General features: G+C 38.3%; 14 protein-coding genes. 13 read left to right on the top strand and 1 reads right to left on the bottom strand.

Annotation, left to right across the window (positions count from 1 at the left end):
* Positions 1 to 87: 87 nt before the first annotated feature.
* The 12 genes from pcrB (at position 88) to dltD (ending at position 14,188) form a co-directional block, all read left to right on the top strand.
* Positions 88 to 777: a heptaprenylglyceryl phosphate synthase gene (gene pcrB, locus DF281_RS11045; RefSeq protein WP_109350322.1), complete on the top strand. Its 690-nt coding sequence runs from the start codon at positions 88 to 90 to the stop codon at positions 775 to 777.
* 34 nt (positions 778 to 811) lie between these two features.
* A complete protein-coding gene (pcrA, locus tag DF281_RS11040; protein WP_109350321.1) occupies positions 812 to 3,073 on the top strand; it encodes a DNA helicase PcrA in 2,262 nt (753 codons plus the stop codon).
* 18 nt (positions 3,074 to 3,091) lie between these two features.
* Positions 3,092 to 5,098: an NAD-dependent DNA ligase LigA gene (gene ligA, locus DF281_RS11035; RefSeq protein WP_109350320.1), complete on the top strand. Its 2,007-nt coding sequence runs from the start codon at positions 3,092 to 3,094 to the stop codon at positions 5,096 to 5,098.
* A gap of 12 nt (positions 5,099 to 5,110) precedes the next feature.
* On the top strand, positions 5,111 to 6,253 hold the full coding sequence (locus DF281_RS11030) for a CamS family sex pheromone protein (protein WP_307725172.1): 1,143 nt from the start codon (positions 5,111 to 5,113) through the stop codon (positions 6,251 to 6,253).
* Positions 6,254 to 6,467: 214 nt separating this feature from the next.
* Positions 6,468 to 6,761: an Asp-tRNA(Asn)/Glu-tRNA(Gln) amidotransferase subunit GatC gene (gene gatC, locus DF281_RS11025; protein ID WP_109350319.1), complete on the top strand. Its 294-nt coding sequence runs from the start codon at positions 6,468 to 6,470 to the stop codon at positions 6,759 to 6,761.
* Between the two features lie 26 nt (positions 6,762 to 6,787).
* A complete protein-coding gene (gene gatA / locus DF281_RS11020; protein ID WP_109350318.1) occupies positions 6,788 to 8,248 on the top strand; it encodes an Asp-tRNA(Asn)/Glu-tRNA(Gln) amidotransferase subunit GatA in 1,461 nt (486 codons plus the stop codon).
* Position 8,249: 1 nt separating this feature from the next.
* Positions 8,250 to 9,680 (top strand): Asp-tRNA(Asn)/Glu-tRNA(Gln) amidotransferase subunit GatB, encoded by a 1,431-nt coding sequence (gene gatB / locus DF281_RS11015; protein WP_109350317.1) that lies wholly within the window; start codon positions 8,250 to 8,252, stop codon positions 9,678 to 9,680.
* Positions 9,681 to 9,899: 219 nt separating this feature from the next.
* A complete protein-coding gene (locus DF281_RS11010) occupies positions 9,900 to 10,058 on the top strand; it encodes a teichoic acid D-Ala incorporation-associated protein DltX (RefSeq protein WP_307725171.1) in 159 nt (52 codons plus the stop codon).
* Between the two features lie 18 nt (positions 10,059 to 10,076).
* Entirely contained in the window at positions 10,077 to 11,576 is a 1,500-nt protein-coding gene (gene dltA / locus DF281_RS11005) for a D-alanine--poly(phosphoribitol) ligase subunit DltA (protein WP_109350315.1), read from the top strand.
* Positions 11,573 to 12,757 carry a D-alanyl-lipoteichoic acid biosynthesis protein DltB gene (gene dltB / locus DF281_RS11000; protein ID WP_109350314.1) on the top strand — a complete coding sequence of 395 codons (1,185 nt, stop codon included), beginning with the start codon at positions 11,573 to 11,575 and terminating at the stop codon, positions 12,755 to 12,757. Before dltA ends, dltB begins: the two co-directional genes overlap by 4 nt.
* Positions 12,758 to 12,779: 22 nt before the next feature.
* Complete coding sequence (dltC, locus tag DF281_RS10995) at positions 12,780 to 13,013, top strand: D-alanine--poly(phosphoribitol) ligase subunit DltC (protein ID WP_109350313.1); 234 nt, start codon at positions 12,780 to 12,782, stop codon at positions 13,011 to 13,013.
* A complete protein-coding gene (gene dltD, locus DF281_RS10990; RefSeq protein WP_109350312.1) occupies positions 13,010 to 14,188 on the top strand; it encodes a D-alanyl-lipoteichoic acid biosynthesis protein DltD in 1,179 nt (392 codons plus the stop codon). The genes dltC and dltD overlap by 4 nt, the downstream gene beginning before the upstream one ends.
* A 701-nt stretch (positions 14,189 to 14,889) precedes the next feature.
* Here dltD and DF281_RS10985 read toward each other — a convergent pair.
* Positions 14,890 to 16,029, bottom strand: coding sequence for an MFS transporter (locus DF281_RS10985; protein ID WP_109350311.1), 1,140 nt, complete (start codon positions 16,027 to 16,029; stop codon positions 14,890 to 14,892).
* Between the two features lie 131 nt (positions 16,030 to 16,160).
* Between DF281_RS10985 and DF281_RS10980 the strand changes: the two genes are divergently transcribed.
* Positions 16,161 to 16,718 carry a thioredoxin family protein gene (locus tag DF281_RS10980; RefSeq protein ID WP_109350310.1) on the top strand — a complete coding sequence of 186 codons (558 nt, stop codon included), beginning with the start codon at positions 16,161 to 16,163 and terminating at the stop codon, positions 16,716 to 16,718.
* The last annotated feature ends 122 nt before the right edge of the window (positions 16,719 to 16,840 follow it).

Raw genomic sequence — 16,840 nt, 5'->3', positions numbered from 1 at the left:
GGCACTTTTTCTGTTGTATAGTTAGTAGTTGAGTAGAATTTTTTATATACTATGAGAAGAAGATAATTTAGAGATAGGTGGAGCGGTATGGAATTTGAAAATTGGCAACATATGTTTAAATTAGATCCTGCGAAGTTAATTTCAGAGGAACATTTAGAAATGATTTGTGAATCGGGTACGGATGGTATTCTAGTGGGAGGATCTGATGATGTAACGTCAGACGGCGTATTAGATTTACTTGCTCGTGTACGTAGATATTCTGTTCCTGTTATACTAGAGGTTTCTACGATTGAATCAGTCACACCCGGGTTTGATTATTTTTTCATTCCAACCGTTTTAAATAGTACGGATACGAGATGGGTCAAGGATTTACATCATGAGGCCATTACTGCATATGGAGATTTCATGCATTGGGATGAACTTGTAGCAGAAGGGTATATTATATTGAACCCAGATTGTAAAGCGGCGAAATTGACAGCTGCACAAGCGGACTTAACGCATGAAGAAGTGATTGCATACGCACGTATGGTGGAGCATTATTTTAAACTGCCAATTTTATATGTAGAGTATAGTGGCATGTATGGTTCGCCGGAATTGGTGAAGGATATTGCGCAAGAGTTAAATCACACGCAATTGTTTTATGGTGGAGGTATTACGACACTAGAACAAGCGGAGGAAATGGCGCAATACGCGGATACAATTGTAGTAGGGAATATTATTTATGATGATCTAAAAAATGCCTTAAAAACTGTTAAAGCAGTGAAGGTTACGATATAATTTAAGAACAAATGTTTGTAAGGGACGGTGCGATATGAATCAATTAACGAATAACTTATTAAGAGGTATGAATCCACAGCAAGCAGAAGCTGTGCAAGCAACAGAAGGACCATTGCTAATTATGGCAGGAGCAGGTTCAGGGAAAACACGCGTATTAACACATAGAATTGCTTACTTAGTCATCCAAAAAGCGATTAAACCATCAAATATTTTAGCGATTACATTTACGAATAAAGCCGCGCGTGAGATGAGAAATCGTATCGATGCAATTTTAGGAAATGGTACGGGCGACCGAATGTGGGTTTCGACATTCCACTCAATGTGCGTGCGAATTTTAAGAAGAGATATCGATCGAATTGGTTACAATAAGAACTTTTCAATTTTAGATACGACAGATCAGCTGTCAGTTATTAAGAATGCCTTAAAAGAATTGAATATTGATCCGAAACAAAATGATCCGCGCATGTTATTGAATGCGATTAGTTCAGCTAAGAACGAAGGCGTTTCGGTAGATGATTATAGCAAGCAAGTGAGCAGTAATAATCCACATGAACAAACGATTTTAAAAGTTTATGAGAACTATCAACATAGACTACGTAAAAACCAATCATTGGACTTTGATGATTTGATTATGATTACGATTCGTCTCTTCAAAGAAGTGCCAGAAGTACTTGAATATTATCAAGATCGCTTTCAATATATTCATGTGGATGAATATCAAGATACGAACCATACACAATACACTTTAGTGAAACTTCTTGCGAAAAATCACGAAAATATTTGTGTTGTTGGTGATTCGGATCAATCGATTTATCGTTGGCGTGGAGCGGATATTCAAAACATCCTTTCTTTCTCAAAAGACTATCCAACTGCCAAAACGATTATGTTAGAACAAAACTATCGCTCGACGAAGACGATTTTACAAGCTGCTAATGCGGTCATCAAAAATAACTCAAGTCGTTTCCCGAAAGAGTTACGTACAGATAATCAAGATGGAGAGAAAATCTCGGTTTATCGTGCATACAATGAGAAGGCGGAAGCGCAATTTGTTGTGAAGACGATTCAAGAACAAATGCTATACAAAAACCGTAAAGCAGAAGATTTCGCTATTCTTTACCGCACGAATGCTCAATCGCGTGTGATGGAGGAAATGCTCGTTAAATCAAATATGGATTATACGATTGTCGGCGGCACGAAATTCTATGATCGTAAAGAAATCAAAGACTTACTTGCTTACTTACGCCTTATCGCAAACAATGATGATGATCTATCATTGGCACGTATTATTAATGAGCCGAAACGTGGAATCGGTGCAACGTCATTTGACCGAATTGCGGTGAATGCACTTGAAGCAGATCGCTCAATTTTTGATGCACTTGCAGAAGTTGATTTCATGGGCTTACCTGGTAAAGCGACGAATGCGACAATCCATTTCCATGCGATGATCAAAAATCTTACGCAAATGCAAGAATATATGTCGGTAACTGAATTAGTAGAAGAAATTCTTGAAAAATCAGGCTACCGTGAAATGCTGAAACTAGAAAAAACAATTGAAGCTCAAAGTCGTTTAGAAAATATCGATGAGTTTTTATCTGTAACGAAAGCGTTCGAAGCGCAAAGTGAAGATAAGACATTAGTCGCTTTCTTAACGGACTTAGCATTGATTGCGGATATCGATACTTTAGGTAAGGATGAGGAAGAAAAAGACAAGGGAGCGGGTATTGTATTAATGACAATGCACTCGGCGAAAGGTCTAGAGTTCCCAGTTGTCTTCATCATCGGTATGGAGGAAAATATTTTCCCTCACTCACGTTCAGTCAATGATAATGATGAAATGGAAGAAGAACGCCGCCTTGCGTATGTAGGGATTACGCGTGCTGAAGAACAGTTATTCATCTCGTGTGCGCAAACTCGTACATTATTTGGTCGTAGTAGTTTCAACAGTCCATCTCGCTTCATTCAAGAAATCGATTCAGAAATCTTAGAAGAAATCGCATCTCAATCGTCATCATTTGGTGGCAGTTCATCATCTTCAACAGCTCCAAGACGTGCAGCTTCAGGCTTCCGTAAAACGACAACAGGTCCAAACTTGAAAACGACTTCGAATTACAAAGAGTCTGGTGGCGACAAAATGACTTGGGCAGCTGGCGATAAAGCATCTCATAAAAAATGGGGCGTTGGAACAGTTGTTAGTGTGCGTGGTGAGGGAGAAGCGATGGAACTTGATATTGCATTCCCAACCCCTACAGGTATTAAACGATTATTAGCGAAATTCGCACCAATCGATAAAGTATAAAGAGAGTATGGTGAAATAATGGATCAACTTCAATTAGAAGAAAAAGTAGCAGAATACAACAAATTATTAAAAGAATATGGTCATGCCTATTACGTTTTGGATCAACCAGTCGTATCGGATGCAATTTATGACCAAATGCTTCATGAGTTAATCGCAATTGAAGAACAACATCCAGATTTGATTTATCCAGATTCACCAACGCAAAGAGTGGGCGGAGAGATTTTAAAAGGATTCCAAAAAATCGAACACCGCTACCCGATGCTTAGTCTTGGAAATGCTTTTAATGAAGCGGATTTACAAGCTTTTGATGATCGAATCCGTAATATGATTGGCGACAAATTTAGCTATGTATGTGAATTGAAAATTGATGGATTAGCGATTTCGTTAATTTATGAAAATGGTTTATTCAAAACGGGCGCAACGCGTGGTGACGGAACGACTGGTGAGGATATTACGGAGAACTTAAAAACCGTACATTCTATCCCGCTTCGTTTAGCAGAACCTATTTCGATTGAAGCGCGCGGGGAATGTTATATGCCGAAGAAATCATTTACTGATTTGAATAAAGCGCGAGCAGAGCGTGGGGAAGAGTTATTTGCGAATCCGCGTAATGCGGCTGCGGGTTCACTGCGCCAACTCGATCCGAAAATTGCGGCGAGTAGAAATTTAGCTACTTTCATCTATGCGGTAGGTGGTAGCGGCGAATCTTATGGACTATCAAGTCATAGTGAAGCATTAGCTTATATGGACAAGCTCGGATTCCAAACGAATCATGAACGTCAAAACTGTAAAACGATTAAAGAAGTATGGGCTTATATCGAAAGATGGACAGAAGAAAGACCGAATCTGTCATATGAAATTGATGGTATCGTCATTAAAGTCGATCGCTATGATCAACAGCAGGAATTAGGCAGTACAGTGAAAGCACCACGTTGGTCAATCGCGTATAAATTCCCAGCTGAAGAAGTAGTGACGAAAGTTTTAGATGTGGATTTAACTGTAGGACGAACTGGTGTCGTAACACCAACTGCGATTTTAGAACCGGTGCAAGTTGCTGGAACGACCGTACAACGTGCTACTTTGCATAATGAAGACATAATCCGAGAGAAAGATATTCGAATTGGTGATGCGGTCATTATTCGAAAAGCAGGCGATATTATTCCAGAAGTGAAGCAAGTGTTGTTTGATCAAAGACCTGAAGGATTAGAGCCGTTTGAAATGCCTACGCACTGCCCAGCTTGTGATAGCGAATTAATACGACTTGAAGGTGAAGTCGCTTTAAGATGTCGCAATCCGAAATGCTTCGCTCAAATCGCGGAAGGTATGTCACATTTCGTATCTCGTAATGCGATGAATATCGATGGATTAGGTGAGCGAGTTGTTGAGCAGTTACTTCGTGAAAAATTAGTGGAGGATATTTCTGACTTATACACTTTAGAATTTGAAAAGCTGATTCAGTTGGAGCGTATGGGCGAGAAGTCTGCACAAAATTTATTAGATGCGATTGAAGCTTCAAAAACGAATTCATTGGAAAGACTACTGTTTGGACTAGGCATTCGTCATGTAGGCGCGAAAGCAGCGAAAATACTTGCAGAAGAGTTCGAATCGATGGACGCTTTAATGGAAGCATCAAAAGAGCAACTTGTGACAATCTTTGAAATTGGTGACAAGATGGCCGAGTCGGTGATTACTTATTTTGAAAACGAAGAAGTTCGAGAATTAATCGAACGTTTACGTCACTTGAACGTCAATTTATATTATACTGGTAAGAAAGTAAATACAGAGAGCATTGAAAGTGTCTTCAACGGCAAAGTAATCGTGCTAACCGGTAAGCTTTCACAACTTACACGCACTGAAGCGCAAGAGAAAATTGAAGCGCTAGGTGGTAAAGTTACAGGAAGTGTTAGTAAGAAGACGGATTTAGTTGTAGCAGGTGAGGATGCAGGTTCGAAGCTTACAAAAGCAGAACAGCTCGGTATTGAAGTATGGAATGAAATACGCCTTGTAGAAGAATTAGCAAAGTAAAGGAGTCCTTTAATGATGAAAATGCGTCGCTGGATTCCAGCAGTGCTTGCAGCAACACTGTTGGCAGGATGTACAAATCCACTATCAAAAGATAATAAAGAAGTCGTAACGCAAAAAGGCGGAGAAGAATCGTCTACCATTATTCCGAATACAAAAACGGATGGTCAATATTACCGTACTTTATTGCCATACAAAAAAAGCGCGAGCCGTGGTTTAATCGTGTCGAATATTCATTCGAGTTATGATATTAAAGAAGCGGAACTTGGTTTGAATCGAATCTCTCAAAAGTCATTCGATCCTGATAAGTACTTTTTCCAAGAAGGGCAGTACTTAGATAAAGATACAGTATCTTCGTGGTTAGCGCGTAAAAATCAAGATCCAAAAGGTTTGAATCCTAGCGACAAAGGACTTTCGCCTACTAAAAGAGCCAAAGAAGCACCTGTTTATTTAGCTCACATCGTAGAACAAAACTACTTAACGCAATCTGGCAAAAATTCAGTGAAATTATCAGGCGTATCAATTGGTTTAGCATTAAACTCTGTTTATTACTACCAAAAAGAAGATTTCGGGGCTACATATGAAGAACCGATTAATGATGCGAAGTTAATGGAAGAAGGTAAGAAGATTGCCGAAAAAGTTGTGAAACGAATGAGAAGTATGGAAGGGTTAGCGAATGTTCCAATTACAGTTGGTTTGTTTAAACAATCACCTCGTGGAGCAATCGTACCTGGTACGTATGAAACATTTACACAAGTTGGTGAAGGGAAATCCTCTATCGCTGATTGGAAAAATATTAACGAAGAGTACTTATTATTCCCGATGAACAATCCATCAGATCAATATCGTGAAGTAAATGATAATTTCAAAGTGTTCAAAGATAATATTAATAATTACTTTACGAATTCAGCTAATATAATCGGTACCGGCTATTACACGCAAGATAAGGTACAATCATTGAAAATTCAAATTCCGATTAAATTCTATGGTTCTTCTGAAATTACAGGATTCACACAATACACTGCAACAGAAGTAGTCAAACAATTCCCGAAAGACTTAGCTGTAGAAGTGAGCATTACTTCTGTCGATGGACCGGAAGCTTTAATTGTTAAAGAGAGCGGTGCAGCAGAAACATTTATTCACTTGTATAATGATTAAGCGAAGTTATGGAGAGGTCACGCATTTGTGGCCTCTTTTTTTATTTTTAAATGGTGCGAAAATGACTGAATAATTGTGAAGAAACTAAAAACTTTAAAAAAACCCTTTATTTTCAAGAGGTTGAAAGCACTTCACTAAGTAAAAGTACCTTGCCTTGACCAACGGAAAAATGATATTATCATAGGTATGGTTATCGAATTTGGAGGTGTAGAAAATGGCAAAACTTTCAGTAGAAGAAGTAAAACACGTTGCGAAATTAGCTCGTCTTGCAATTACGGAAGAAGAAGCAGAGAAATTCGCAGGTCAACTTGGTGCGATTACTGATTTTGCGGCACAACTGAACGAATTAGACACAACGAATGTAGAACCGACAACACACGTTCTACCATTAGTGAATGTACTTCGTGAAGATGTAGCAGCAGAAGGTTTATCACGTGATTTAATGATGAAAAACGTTAAAGATCAGCAAGATGGACTTGTTAAAGTACCACCTATCATGGCTGAATAAATTAAATTCAAGGAGGAACTATTCGGATGTCATTGTTTAAACATACATCTGCGGAGATGCAAGAACTTCTTAAAAACAAAGAAGTAACAATTGCAGACTTAACAGCAGAAGCTTTTGATCGTATCGAAGCACTTGATGGCGAAGTTGGTGCATTTTTAGCACTTAACAAAGAAGCAGCAACAGCTCAAGCAGCTGAGATGGATCAAGTACCTTTCGAAGAACGTGGACCATTATTTGGTTTACCTATCGGAGTGAAGGATAATATCGTAACTGAAGGACTAGAAACGACTTGTGCTTCAAAAATTTTAGAAGGATTTAACCCAATCTACGATGCAACAGTAGTTCAAAAACTACGTGCTGCAGGTATGGTTACAGTTGGGAAAGTAAATATGGATGAGTTTGCAATGGGTTCTGCGAATGAAAATTCAAGCATTAAACCTGTTCACAATCCATGGAACTTCAACCATGTACCAGGTGGATCTTCAGGTGGTTCAGCTGCAGCAGTAGCAGCAGGCGAAGTACCATTCACATTAGGTTCAGATACTGGTGGTTCAATCCGCCAACCAGCAGCTTACTGTGGCGTTGTAGGGATGAAACCTACATACGGTCGTGTATCTCGTTTTGGATTAGTAGCATTCGCTTCTTCTCTAGATCAAGTTGGACCAATCACACGTAATGTTCGCGACAATGCTTTATTACTTGAAGCAATTTCAGGTGTAGATGCAAATGACTCAACTTCAGCAAATGTTGAAGTACCTAATTTCGCAGAGCAATTAACTGGCGATATTAAAGGTCTTAAAGTAGCTGTTCCAAAAGAATATTTAGCAGAAGGTGTTTCTGAAGGTGTTCGCGCACAAGTTCAAGCTGCAATTGACAAGCTGAAAGAACTTGGAGCAACAGTAGATGAAGTATCATTACCTCACTCTAAATACGCTTTAGCAGCATACTATATCCTTTCTTCATCAGAAGCTTCTTCAAATTTATCACGTTTCGATGGGATCCGTTACGGTTTCCGTGCTGAAGCAGATAACTTAGAAGACCTTTACTTACAAACTCGTGCGCAAGGTTTCGGGGATGAAGTAAAACGTCGTATTATGCTTGGTACGTATTCATTATCAGCTGGTACTTACGATGCTTACTACAAAAAAGCACAACAAGTTCGTACACTAATCAAACAAGATTTCGATGAAGTATTCAAAAACTATGATGTAATCGTTGGCCCAACAACACCAACTACTGCATTCAAACTTGGCGAAAACTTAGAAGATCCAATGACAGTTTACGCGAACGATATTTTAACTGTTCCAATTAACTTAGCAGGTGTTCCAGCAATCTCAATCCCATGTGGTTTTGATGCAGATCTTCCTGTAGGTTTACAAATCATCGGTAACTACTTCGCTGAAGGTACAATTTACCGCGTGGCAGATGCGTTTGAAAAAGCGACAGACTTCCACACAAAAACACCTCAAACTTGGGAGGTAAAATAATATGACAAACTTTGAAACTGTCGTTGGTTTAGAAGTACACGTTGAATTAAAAACTAACTCTAAAATCTTCTCACCTTCTCCAAATAAATTCGGTTCTGAACCGAATACGAATACTTCTGTAATTGACCTTGGTTACCCAGGTGTTTTACCAGTAGTAAACAAAGAAGTGGTTAACTATGCTATGCGCGCTGCACTTGCACTAAACATGGATATTAACCAACATACTAAATTCGACCGTAAAAACTACTTCTACCCAGATAATCCGAAAGCTTACCAAATTTCACAATTTGATCAGCCAATCGGCGAAAACGGCTGGATTGAAATCGAAGTTGGCGGCGAGAAAAAACGTATCGGTATTACACGTATCCACATGGAAGAAGATGCTGGTAAATTAACGCACGGTGCTAACGCATCATTAGTCGATTACAACCGTCAAGGTACGCCATTAGTTGAGATCGTATCTGAGCCAGATATTCGTAGTGCTGAAGAAGCTTACGCATACCTTGAAAAACTAAAAGCAATCATCCAATACACAGGCGTTTCTGACGTACGTATGGAAGAAGGTTCATTACGTTGTGATGCGAATATCTCAATCCGTCCTTACGGTAGAGATGAATTCGGTACGCGTACAGAGCTTAAAAACTTAAACTCATTCAACTTTGTTCGTAAAGGTATTGAGTATGAAGAAAAACGTCAAGCAGCAGTATTAAATGCTGGTGGCGAAATTAAGCAAGAAACTCGTCGTTTTGATGAGAAAACAGGTAAAACATTATTAATGCGTGTGAAAGAAGGAACGGATGATTACCGTTACTTCCCAGAACCTGACTTAGTAGACATCGTAATTGATGACGCTTGGTTAGAACGTGAAAAAGCGATGATTCCTGAATTACCGGATGCTCGTAAAGCACGTTATGTAGCAGAAATGGGCTTACCGGCTTATGATGCACATGTATTAACATTATCAAAAGAATCAGCTGATTTCTTTGAAGCAACAGTTGCTGAAGGAGCAGATGCAAAACTTGCTTCTAACTGGTTAATGGGTGAAGTGAATGCTTACCTAAACGCTGAACAAAAAGAATTAGAAGATACAGCTCTTACACCTGAAGGTTTAGCTGGTATGATCAAATTGATTTCTTCTGATACAATTTCTTCTAAAATCGCTAAGAAAGTTTTCAAAGAGTTAGTTGAAAATGGTGGTAAAGCGGAAGAAATTGTAAAAGCTAAAGGTTTAGTACAAATTTCTGACGAAGGCGCATTACTTGCGATGGTTACAGAAGTATTAGACAATAACGCACAATCAATCGAAGACTTCAAAAACGGGAAAGACCGCGCAATCGGTTTCCTAGTTGGTCAAATTATGAAAGCTTCTCGTGGGCAAGCAAATCCTCAAATGGTTAATAAACTATTAATTGATGAAATGAACAAAAGATAGTTTGAATGCTAAAAAACCGTCCATAGTTTAGTCGCTATGGATGGTTTTTTACTTTTTAGTAAAACTATTGAACTAGAATAGGTATAAAGTATTGGTTTCGGTTTGTGACTTTTAACCAATTGGAATTGATCGTTTTGTAATATAAACTTTATATTGGTGTAACAAATGTTATAATTGCAAAAGAAAATGAAACTTTATGGCGTGTGAATCGTTAGAATAATGATAGAAAGGGGCGAAAGAATGGAAAAGCTAAAGGAAAATAATAGCTTACGCTCAATTGGAAGAACGATGTTTTACTTCAGCATTTTGGTTTTACTCGTTCTAATTTATGGTTTTCATGATATGAGCGCAGGACCGTTTATATACACAGAGTTTTAAAGAAAGGAAGTGCATACTATGAAAGTGCTGCAGCAAATTGCACAAATGGCAGCAGCGAGTCCAGAGAAAATCGCATATAGATCTGATGGGAAATCAATTTCTTATGGCGAACTTTGGCAGCAATCAAACGAGGTAGCAGCGGCTATTAAAGCAATGAAACTACCCAGAAAAAGCCCAATCGCGATTTACGGACATATGTCGCCACTGCAAATTGTATCGTTTTTAGGAGCAGTAAAGGCAGGTCATCCATATATTCCTCTTGATATTTCAATTCCAGATGAGCGAATTGCACATATTATCGAGGCATCAAAATCCTCATTTATTATCACTACAGAACAGTTTGAGATTCAAACAGCTATCCCATCGAAAACAGCTAGTATGCTGATTTCAGAAGGAAATGGCGCAGAGGAAGAACCAGCTACATGGGTTCGTGGAGATCAAGTATTTTATATTATCTACACATCAGGTAGTACAGGAAAACCAAAAGGCGTACAAATTTCTGAATCAAATTTAGGTCATTTCGTAGATTGGTTAGATGAAGAATGCTCACTTCCAGATGGTGTTTATTTAAATCAAGCACCGTATTCCTTCGATCTATCTGTAATGGATTTATACCCAGCTTTAACTGGCGGTAGAGAATTACAGGCAATTACAAAAAAACAAATTGAGAATGCTTCATTATTATTTGAGGAATTGGGTCAATCACCGATTGCAGTCTGGACGTCAACTCCGTCATTTGCAAAAATTTGTTTGATGAATCCTGAATGGAATGAAAAACAACTTCCGCAGTTGAATACATTTTTATTCTGTGGAGAAGTACTACCGCATCAAGTGGCAACAGAATTGAAAGTCCGTTTCCCTAAAGCGAAAGTAATTAATTTATACGGCCCTACTGAAACAACAGTTGCAGTAACAGCTGTAGATGTAACATCTGAAATGTTAGCGAAGTATGAGCAATTGCCAATCGCAAAAGCAGATTCAACTGCGCTAAGAATTTTAAGTGACGAATTGAATCCTGTCGCTGAAGGTGAAAAAGGGGAATTAGTAATCTTTGGACCAACAGTAAGTACAGAAGGTTATATGTACGCTGAAGAACAGAGTGCGAAAGTTTTCAAACTTCACAATGGCGAACGCATTTATAAAGCGGGCGATCTTGGTTATGTAAAAGACGGCTATATTTTTTATGCAGGTCGTTCAGATTTCCAAATCAAACTTCACGGTTACCGTATGGAGATTGAAGAAATCGAAAAACAAATTGAGATATTACCTGAAGTTCGTTCATGTATCGTTCACCCAGTCAAAGATGGTGAAGAAGTCGTATCATTGACTGCTTGCATCGTATTGAAGGACGAATTAACGGAAAAACCGTTTAAAATGACGAAACACCTTAAGACGCAATTATTACAACTTATTCCAAATTATATGGTTCCTAAAAAGTTCATGTATTTAGATGAATTACCGCTTAATATGAATGGTAAAGTTGATCGCAAAAGATTGGCGGTTGAATTAGTACAATGATTCCATATAGTGATTTTTTATTCTTTTTAATCATCGGTATTTTATTTATACCGACAATCATATTGGGACTACTAGGTAAATCAGCGCGTAAATACAATATGCTTATTTCAATTATTGTATTAGCATTGATCTTTGGTCTTGATATGAAAGACTTCACCGTCAATTGGAAGTCTGCTATTTCCATATTATTATTCACGCTATTCCAAGTGTTATTAATTAAAGGCTATCATACTTATCGAATGACTAAAAATAATACGCAGGTTTTCATAATCGCAGTATTATTAGCAATCCTTCCACTTGTATTAGTGAAAGTTCTGCCGTTCTTTAATCTTCACATTTTTGGATTCTTAGGTATTTCATATATCACTTTCAAAGCAGTGCAGCTAATTATGGAAACACGCGACGGCATGATGAAGAAGAAGCAAGTTCCGATTTCGGAGTTAATTTACTTCTTACTATTCTTCCCGACAGTTTCTTCAGGGCCAATTGACCGTTGGAAACGATTCGATAAAGATTTCCAAACAGTGCCAACAAAAGATGAATACCGTGAGCTTTTATTAAAAGGGATCAACAGTATTTTCTTAGGTTTCTTCTATAAGTTCATTTTGGCATTTTTACTTTATAATAAAATTTTAGTGTTTTTACCGAACCGCACATATGATGTTTTAAATGGTTTAGAAGGCCATATTGCATATATGTATATTTACAGCTTATACCTATTCTTCGATTTCGCTGGATACAGTTGTTTCGCATTAGGTGTGAGTTACATCATGGGCATTCGTACACCTAAAAACTTTAACTTACCATTCATCAGTCGTAATATTAAAGATTTCTGGGATCGTTGGCACATGAGTTTATCATTCTGGTTCCGCGACTACGTATATATGCGTTTCGTATTCTGGATGATGAAGAAAAAATGGATTAAAAACCGTTACGTAATTTCTTACATCGGTTACTTCTTATTATTCCTATTGATGGGTGTTTGGCACGGACTTGCGCTGCACTTCGTTGTGTATGGCTTGTATCACGCGTTCCTCATTATATGCTTCGACAAGTTCGAACGTTGGAATAAGAAAACGAAATTCTGGAAAGACAATAAATTCACACATGCGATTAGTATTTTCATTACATTTAACTTCGTATGTTTCGGCTTCTATATTTTCTCAGGAGCACTATTTTAAACAATAAGGGAGATTTTATATTATGAATAAAGAAAAAGTATTTCAAATTTTAGCGGACATCTGTGAGGATGACGTAGTATTAGAAGAACATGATTTAGATTTATTTGAAGAAGGATTATTAGATTCATTCGGAACAATCAACTTACTAGTTGCTTTCGAAGATCAATTAGATATTAACGTACCGATTACAGTATTCAACCGTGAAGAGTGGAACACACCTAATAACATTGCAGAGAAGCTTGCTGAACTTGCATGAAGAAAATAACGTTTATACCGCTGTTAGTCGCGGTAGTACTCTTTCTAGTATTCTTATTCTTCCCGAATAAAATATTAGAAAAATGGATTTCGGATGAACAAGTGGAAACGGCTAAAACCGAAATGAATCCACTTGTTTATCAAGGAAGTTATATGCAATCTCGTATGTTACACGAGAAAAATATAATGCCTATTTTCGGATCGTCAGAATTAGTACGCTTTGACCCATTCCACCCTTACAACTATACGAAAGCTGCGGATACACCTTACAGCACGTATTTAGTAGGACGTGGGGGCACTCAAAGTATTACCCACTATTTAAACATTGTGGAACAAGAGAAGAATTTAAAAGGTAAGAAAGTTGTCTTTATCATCTCGCCACAATGGTTTGTAAAAGAAGGTATGGATGAATTCCACTTCTCTCCAAACTACTCGATGCTACAAGCATATGATTTAGCCTTTAACAAAGGGATCGACAGAGATCTTCAGAAAAAAGGTATGGAGAGATTACTTCAATTTGACACGGTAAAAAGAGATCCAATTTTACGATCAATGTATGAGTACGAATTATCAGATCACAAAGAATACAAAATCATCGGTAGAGCAGCAAAAGTTGTTGGTAAACTAACGAGAGATTTACAATACAAAAAAGATTTATACTACTCACTATTTATTGGACGCGAACCACGTAATTTGAAAGCTGACGATTCATTAGTCCGCGGTAAAACGATGGACGAGCAAATCGCAGCAGCAGAACAATACGGAGAAGCACGCGTAAATAATGAGTTCGGTATTACTGAAAAGTACTACCACAAGAAAATCGAACCAAAGCTAGACGAATTAAAAGGCTATAAAAAAGACGAAGAATATACGGATTCACCAGAGTATGGCGATCTTAAATTAGTGATGGACGCATTCAAATCAGTTGGCGCAAAACCACTATTCGTCTCGATCCCACTAAACGCCAAGTGGTATGACTACGCAGAATTTGACCAAGAACGCCGCGACGCATACTACGATAAAATGAACACCGTATTAGAACAAGAAGGCGTACCATTCGTCGACTTCACGCAACACGAAAACGACCCATACTTCCTAACTGACACACTACACATCGGCTGGAAAGGCTGGGTATACCTAGACCACGCAATGGACGACTATTGGGAACACAAATAGAAAAGCGCAAAACGCTCGATCATATGCGGAAGATCTGGAGAATTCGAAGGAAAAGTAAAAGCCCCACCACTTTTCCCCGAGAATTTGAAGAGCTGAAAGCATATAGCGTTTGGAGCTAGACAGAGAAAGAAAAGCAAATCACGCTCGCCCATATGCGAGGGTACTGGAAGGTTTGAAGAGAAAGTAAAAGCTCCACCACTTTCTCCCGAAAACCTGAAGTATCCCCTAGCATATAGCGTGAATTTGCTAGACACCGATAGAAAAGCGCAGGTGGCTCGTTTATCTCGAGAGCACTGCAGAAAACGAAACGAAAGTAAAAACGAAAAGTGAAAAACGCTCGTTCATATACGAGGGTACTGCAAGGTTTGAAACGAAAGTAAACGCTCCATCACTTTCGTCCGAAAACCTGAAGTATCCCAAAGTATATGAACGAGCGTTTGGAACTAGACACCAAAACCCGAGAAGAAAGCTAGACCACGCTAATCCCGAGAAGAAAGCCTATCATTCAAAACTTGAGACCACTCTAATCTCGAGAAGAAAGCCTTTCACAAATCTCGAAACAACGCTAACCCTAGCCTTCTCCACAACACTAAAGAAATTAAAAACAGGTCTACTCAACGAATGACCCTCACTACAATGTAATGAAGGAAAACGATTGAGTAGACCTTTTCTATTCTCAAACGCACTACTAGGTCTAAACCCTAACCAAGTCGCTTCTGTCGTGAAAGAAGCACTAGCCCATATAAAAAGGCAATTCCTGAAATAGAAGCAAGCATATAATAGAAGAAATGCCCGCCAAATGTGTTGTACACATAACCACCTACTGCGGCAGAGATGATTCCAGAGATTCCGAAGAATAATAATGCTAATAATGTTTGACCAGTAGCACGCCATTCTCTTGGAACAATCTGATATAAATATTGAATGGCAGCCGTGTAGAAAATAGGGAATGTCACCATTTGCAAGATTTGAACTGCGATTAAAGCATATGGATGCTCAACGAATCCAGAAAGTAAGAAACGAATCGCATAGAAGAAAATCGCAATTGTTATTAATTGAAGCTCGCGACCTTTTTTCAACCACCAGAAACTAAGTGCAAAAATAACAATTTCACTTGAAGCGGAAATGAAAAAAGCTATGCCGACTAACTTTGTATCCCCGTGTAAAGTGCCGATATGAATACCTAAGAAAGTATCATTCATTCGAGCAGGGATAGAAGCGATGAATATTAATAGTAGAAACAACTGCATTTCACGATTTGCTAACACCTTTTTCAACCCGTTAATCGTTACAGGAACAGGGCTTGTCGGTACATCCTTCATGAAAAAGACGATGAAGAAGCAAATGACACCAAGTAACCCGAATAAATAAGATATACTTGTCATTCCAAACCAGTTCATCACGTAACCAACGACCAATGATAAGACAGCATAGCCAAGCGCACCGTAAGTTCTCACCGAACCATATGTGATTTTTAAAGTTTCAGAAGTTGTGAAACTTAATGATTCCGTTAAAGGATCTAAAGGCATTAAAAATGCGTAGACGATTAATGTGAGTAGAATAATCGTGGTGAATGTCGACATTTGGTAAAGGAAGAAGCCACTAATTGTTGTGAAGAACACAAGAATTAAGATGACCTTACGAACGGTTTTGAAGCGGTCACTAATCATTCCCCAAAGAGGTTGGGCGATGATTGTTACTAATCCACCAGCACTTATGATTAGCCCTACTTGAGTTTCTGAAATACCTTGAGCCTTCATAAAGACAGGTAAGAAGGGTATGAAAAGGGCAAGTAAGCCGAAGAAAAGAAAATTATAACTTTTTAATAGCGTTTTTTGGATAAAATCATACCCCTTCTAATTTTGATAACTGATTTAGTGTACATGAATTCAACTATAATAGGAAGTAGCGAAATAGTAAATGGTATGGTAATTTGATACAATGGAGCAATAATATGCGAGGAGGAATCCACATGAAAAAAGAGCAACAATATTTTGAAACGGGGACACCCATTGCACAGTATATGGATGAAATGTCGACGTTACAAGATAACTCATACCGAGTTTACAACGGTTTTGAATTGCCGAATGACGAAGAATTTTTCAATAAATTAAAAGCAGCAAATCCACATGTCTTAGTGATTACAGAAGATTGGTGTGGAGATGCGATGATCAACAATGCAGTACTGAGAAAAATCGCTGAAAAAGCAGAGATTGAAGTACGATGTGTCCTTCGTGACGAAAACATCGAGTTAATGGATCAATATTTAACGAATGGTGGTAGAGCCATTCCAATCTACATTTTCCTATCTGAAGAAGGAGAAGTAATTGGACAGTGGGGACCAAGAGCGCCTGAACTTCAATCGTATGTGATGAAACAACGCGAATCACTTCCACCAAAAGAAGACGAGAACTTCGATGCAGCGCAAACAGAGATGTATTTAAATATTGGGGAAGAAAATGCTTCGAATGATCAATTTTGGAACTGGGTTTATAACAGTCAAAAAGAAGCACTGTTAAAATCGATTTAACATCTGTTCGGTAGAATTCCCCCATCTTCTATAAGTGGGGGATGAATACCGTTCAGTTTGAGGGTTACCGTTGGTAACTCGAAAACTGATATAAAGGGTTTATTGCCTTTTTATTTTAGGTT

Source organism: Kurthia zopfii (assembly GCF_003143955.1).
Lineage (GTDB): Bacteria > Bacillota > Bacilli > Bacillales_A > Planococcaceae > Kurthia > Kurthia zopfii.
This window is presented reverse-complemented; position numbering and strand designations above follow the sequence as displayed.

Excerpts from the sequence above, each read along its gene's own strand:
- DF281_RS11030 (WP_307725172.1), top strand. The coding sequence starts at position 5,111 with ATGATGAAAATGCGTCGCTGGATTCCAGCAGTGCTTGCAGCAACACTG.
- gatA (WP_109350318.1), top strand. The coding sequence starts at position 6,788 with ATGTCATTGTTTAAACATACATCTGCGGAGATGCAAGAACTTCTTAAA.
- dltC (WP_109350313.1), top strand. The coding sequence starts at position 12,780 with ATGAATAAAGAAAAAGTATTTCAAATTTTAGCGGACATCTGTGAGGAT.
- dltD (WP_109350312.1), top strand. The coding sequence starts at position 13,010 with ATGAAGAAAATAACGTTTATACCGCTGTTAGTCGCGGTAGTACTCTTT.
- pcrB (WP_109350322.1), top strand. The coding sequence starts at position 88 with ATGGAATTTGAAAATTGGCAACATATGTTTAAATTAGATCCTGCGAAG.
- pcrA (WP_109350321.1), top strand. The coding sequence starts at position 812 with ATGAATCAATTAACGAATAACTTATTAAGAGGTATGAATCCACAGCAA.
- DF281_RS11010 (WP_307725171.1), top strand. The coding sequence starts at position 9,900 with ATGATAGAAAGGGGCGAAAGAATGGAAAAGCTAAAGGAAAATAATAGC.
- gatB (WP_109350317.1), top strand. The coding sequence starts at position 8,250 with ATGACAAACTTTGAAACTGTCGTTGGTTTAGAAGTACACGTTGAATTA.
- dltB (WP_109350314.1), top strand. The coding sequence starts at position 11,573 with ATGATTCCATATAGTGATTTTTTATTCTTTTTAATCATCGGTATTTTA.
- dltA (WP_109350315.1), top strand. The coding sequence starts at position 10,077 with ATGAAAGTGCTGCAGCAAATTGCACAAATGGCAGCAGCGAGTCCAGAG.
- DF281_RS10980 (WP_109350310.1), top strand. The coding sequence starts at position 16,161 with ATGAAAAAAGAGCAACAATATTTTGAAACGGGGACACCCATTGCACAG.
- gatC (WP_109350319.1), top strand. The coding sequence starts at position 6,468 with ATGGCAAAACTTTCAGTAGAAGAAGTAAAACACGTTGCGAAATTAGCT.
- ligA (WP_109350320.1), top strand. The coding sequence starts at position 3,092 with ATGGATCAACTTCAATTAGAAGAAAAAGTAGCAGAATACAACAAATTA.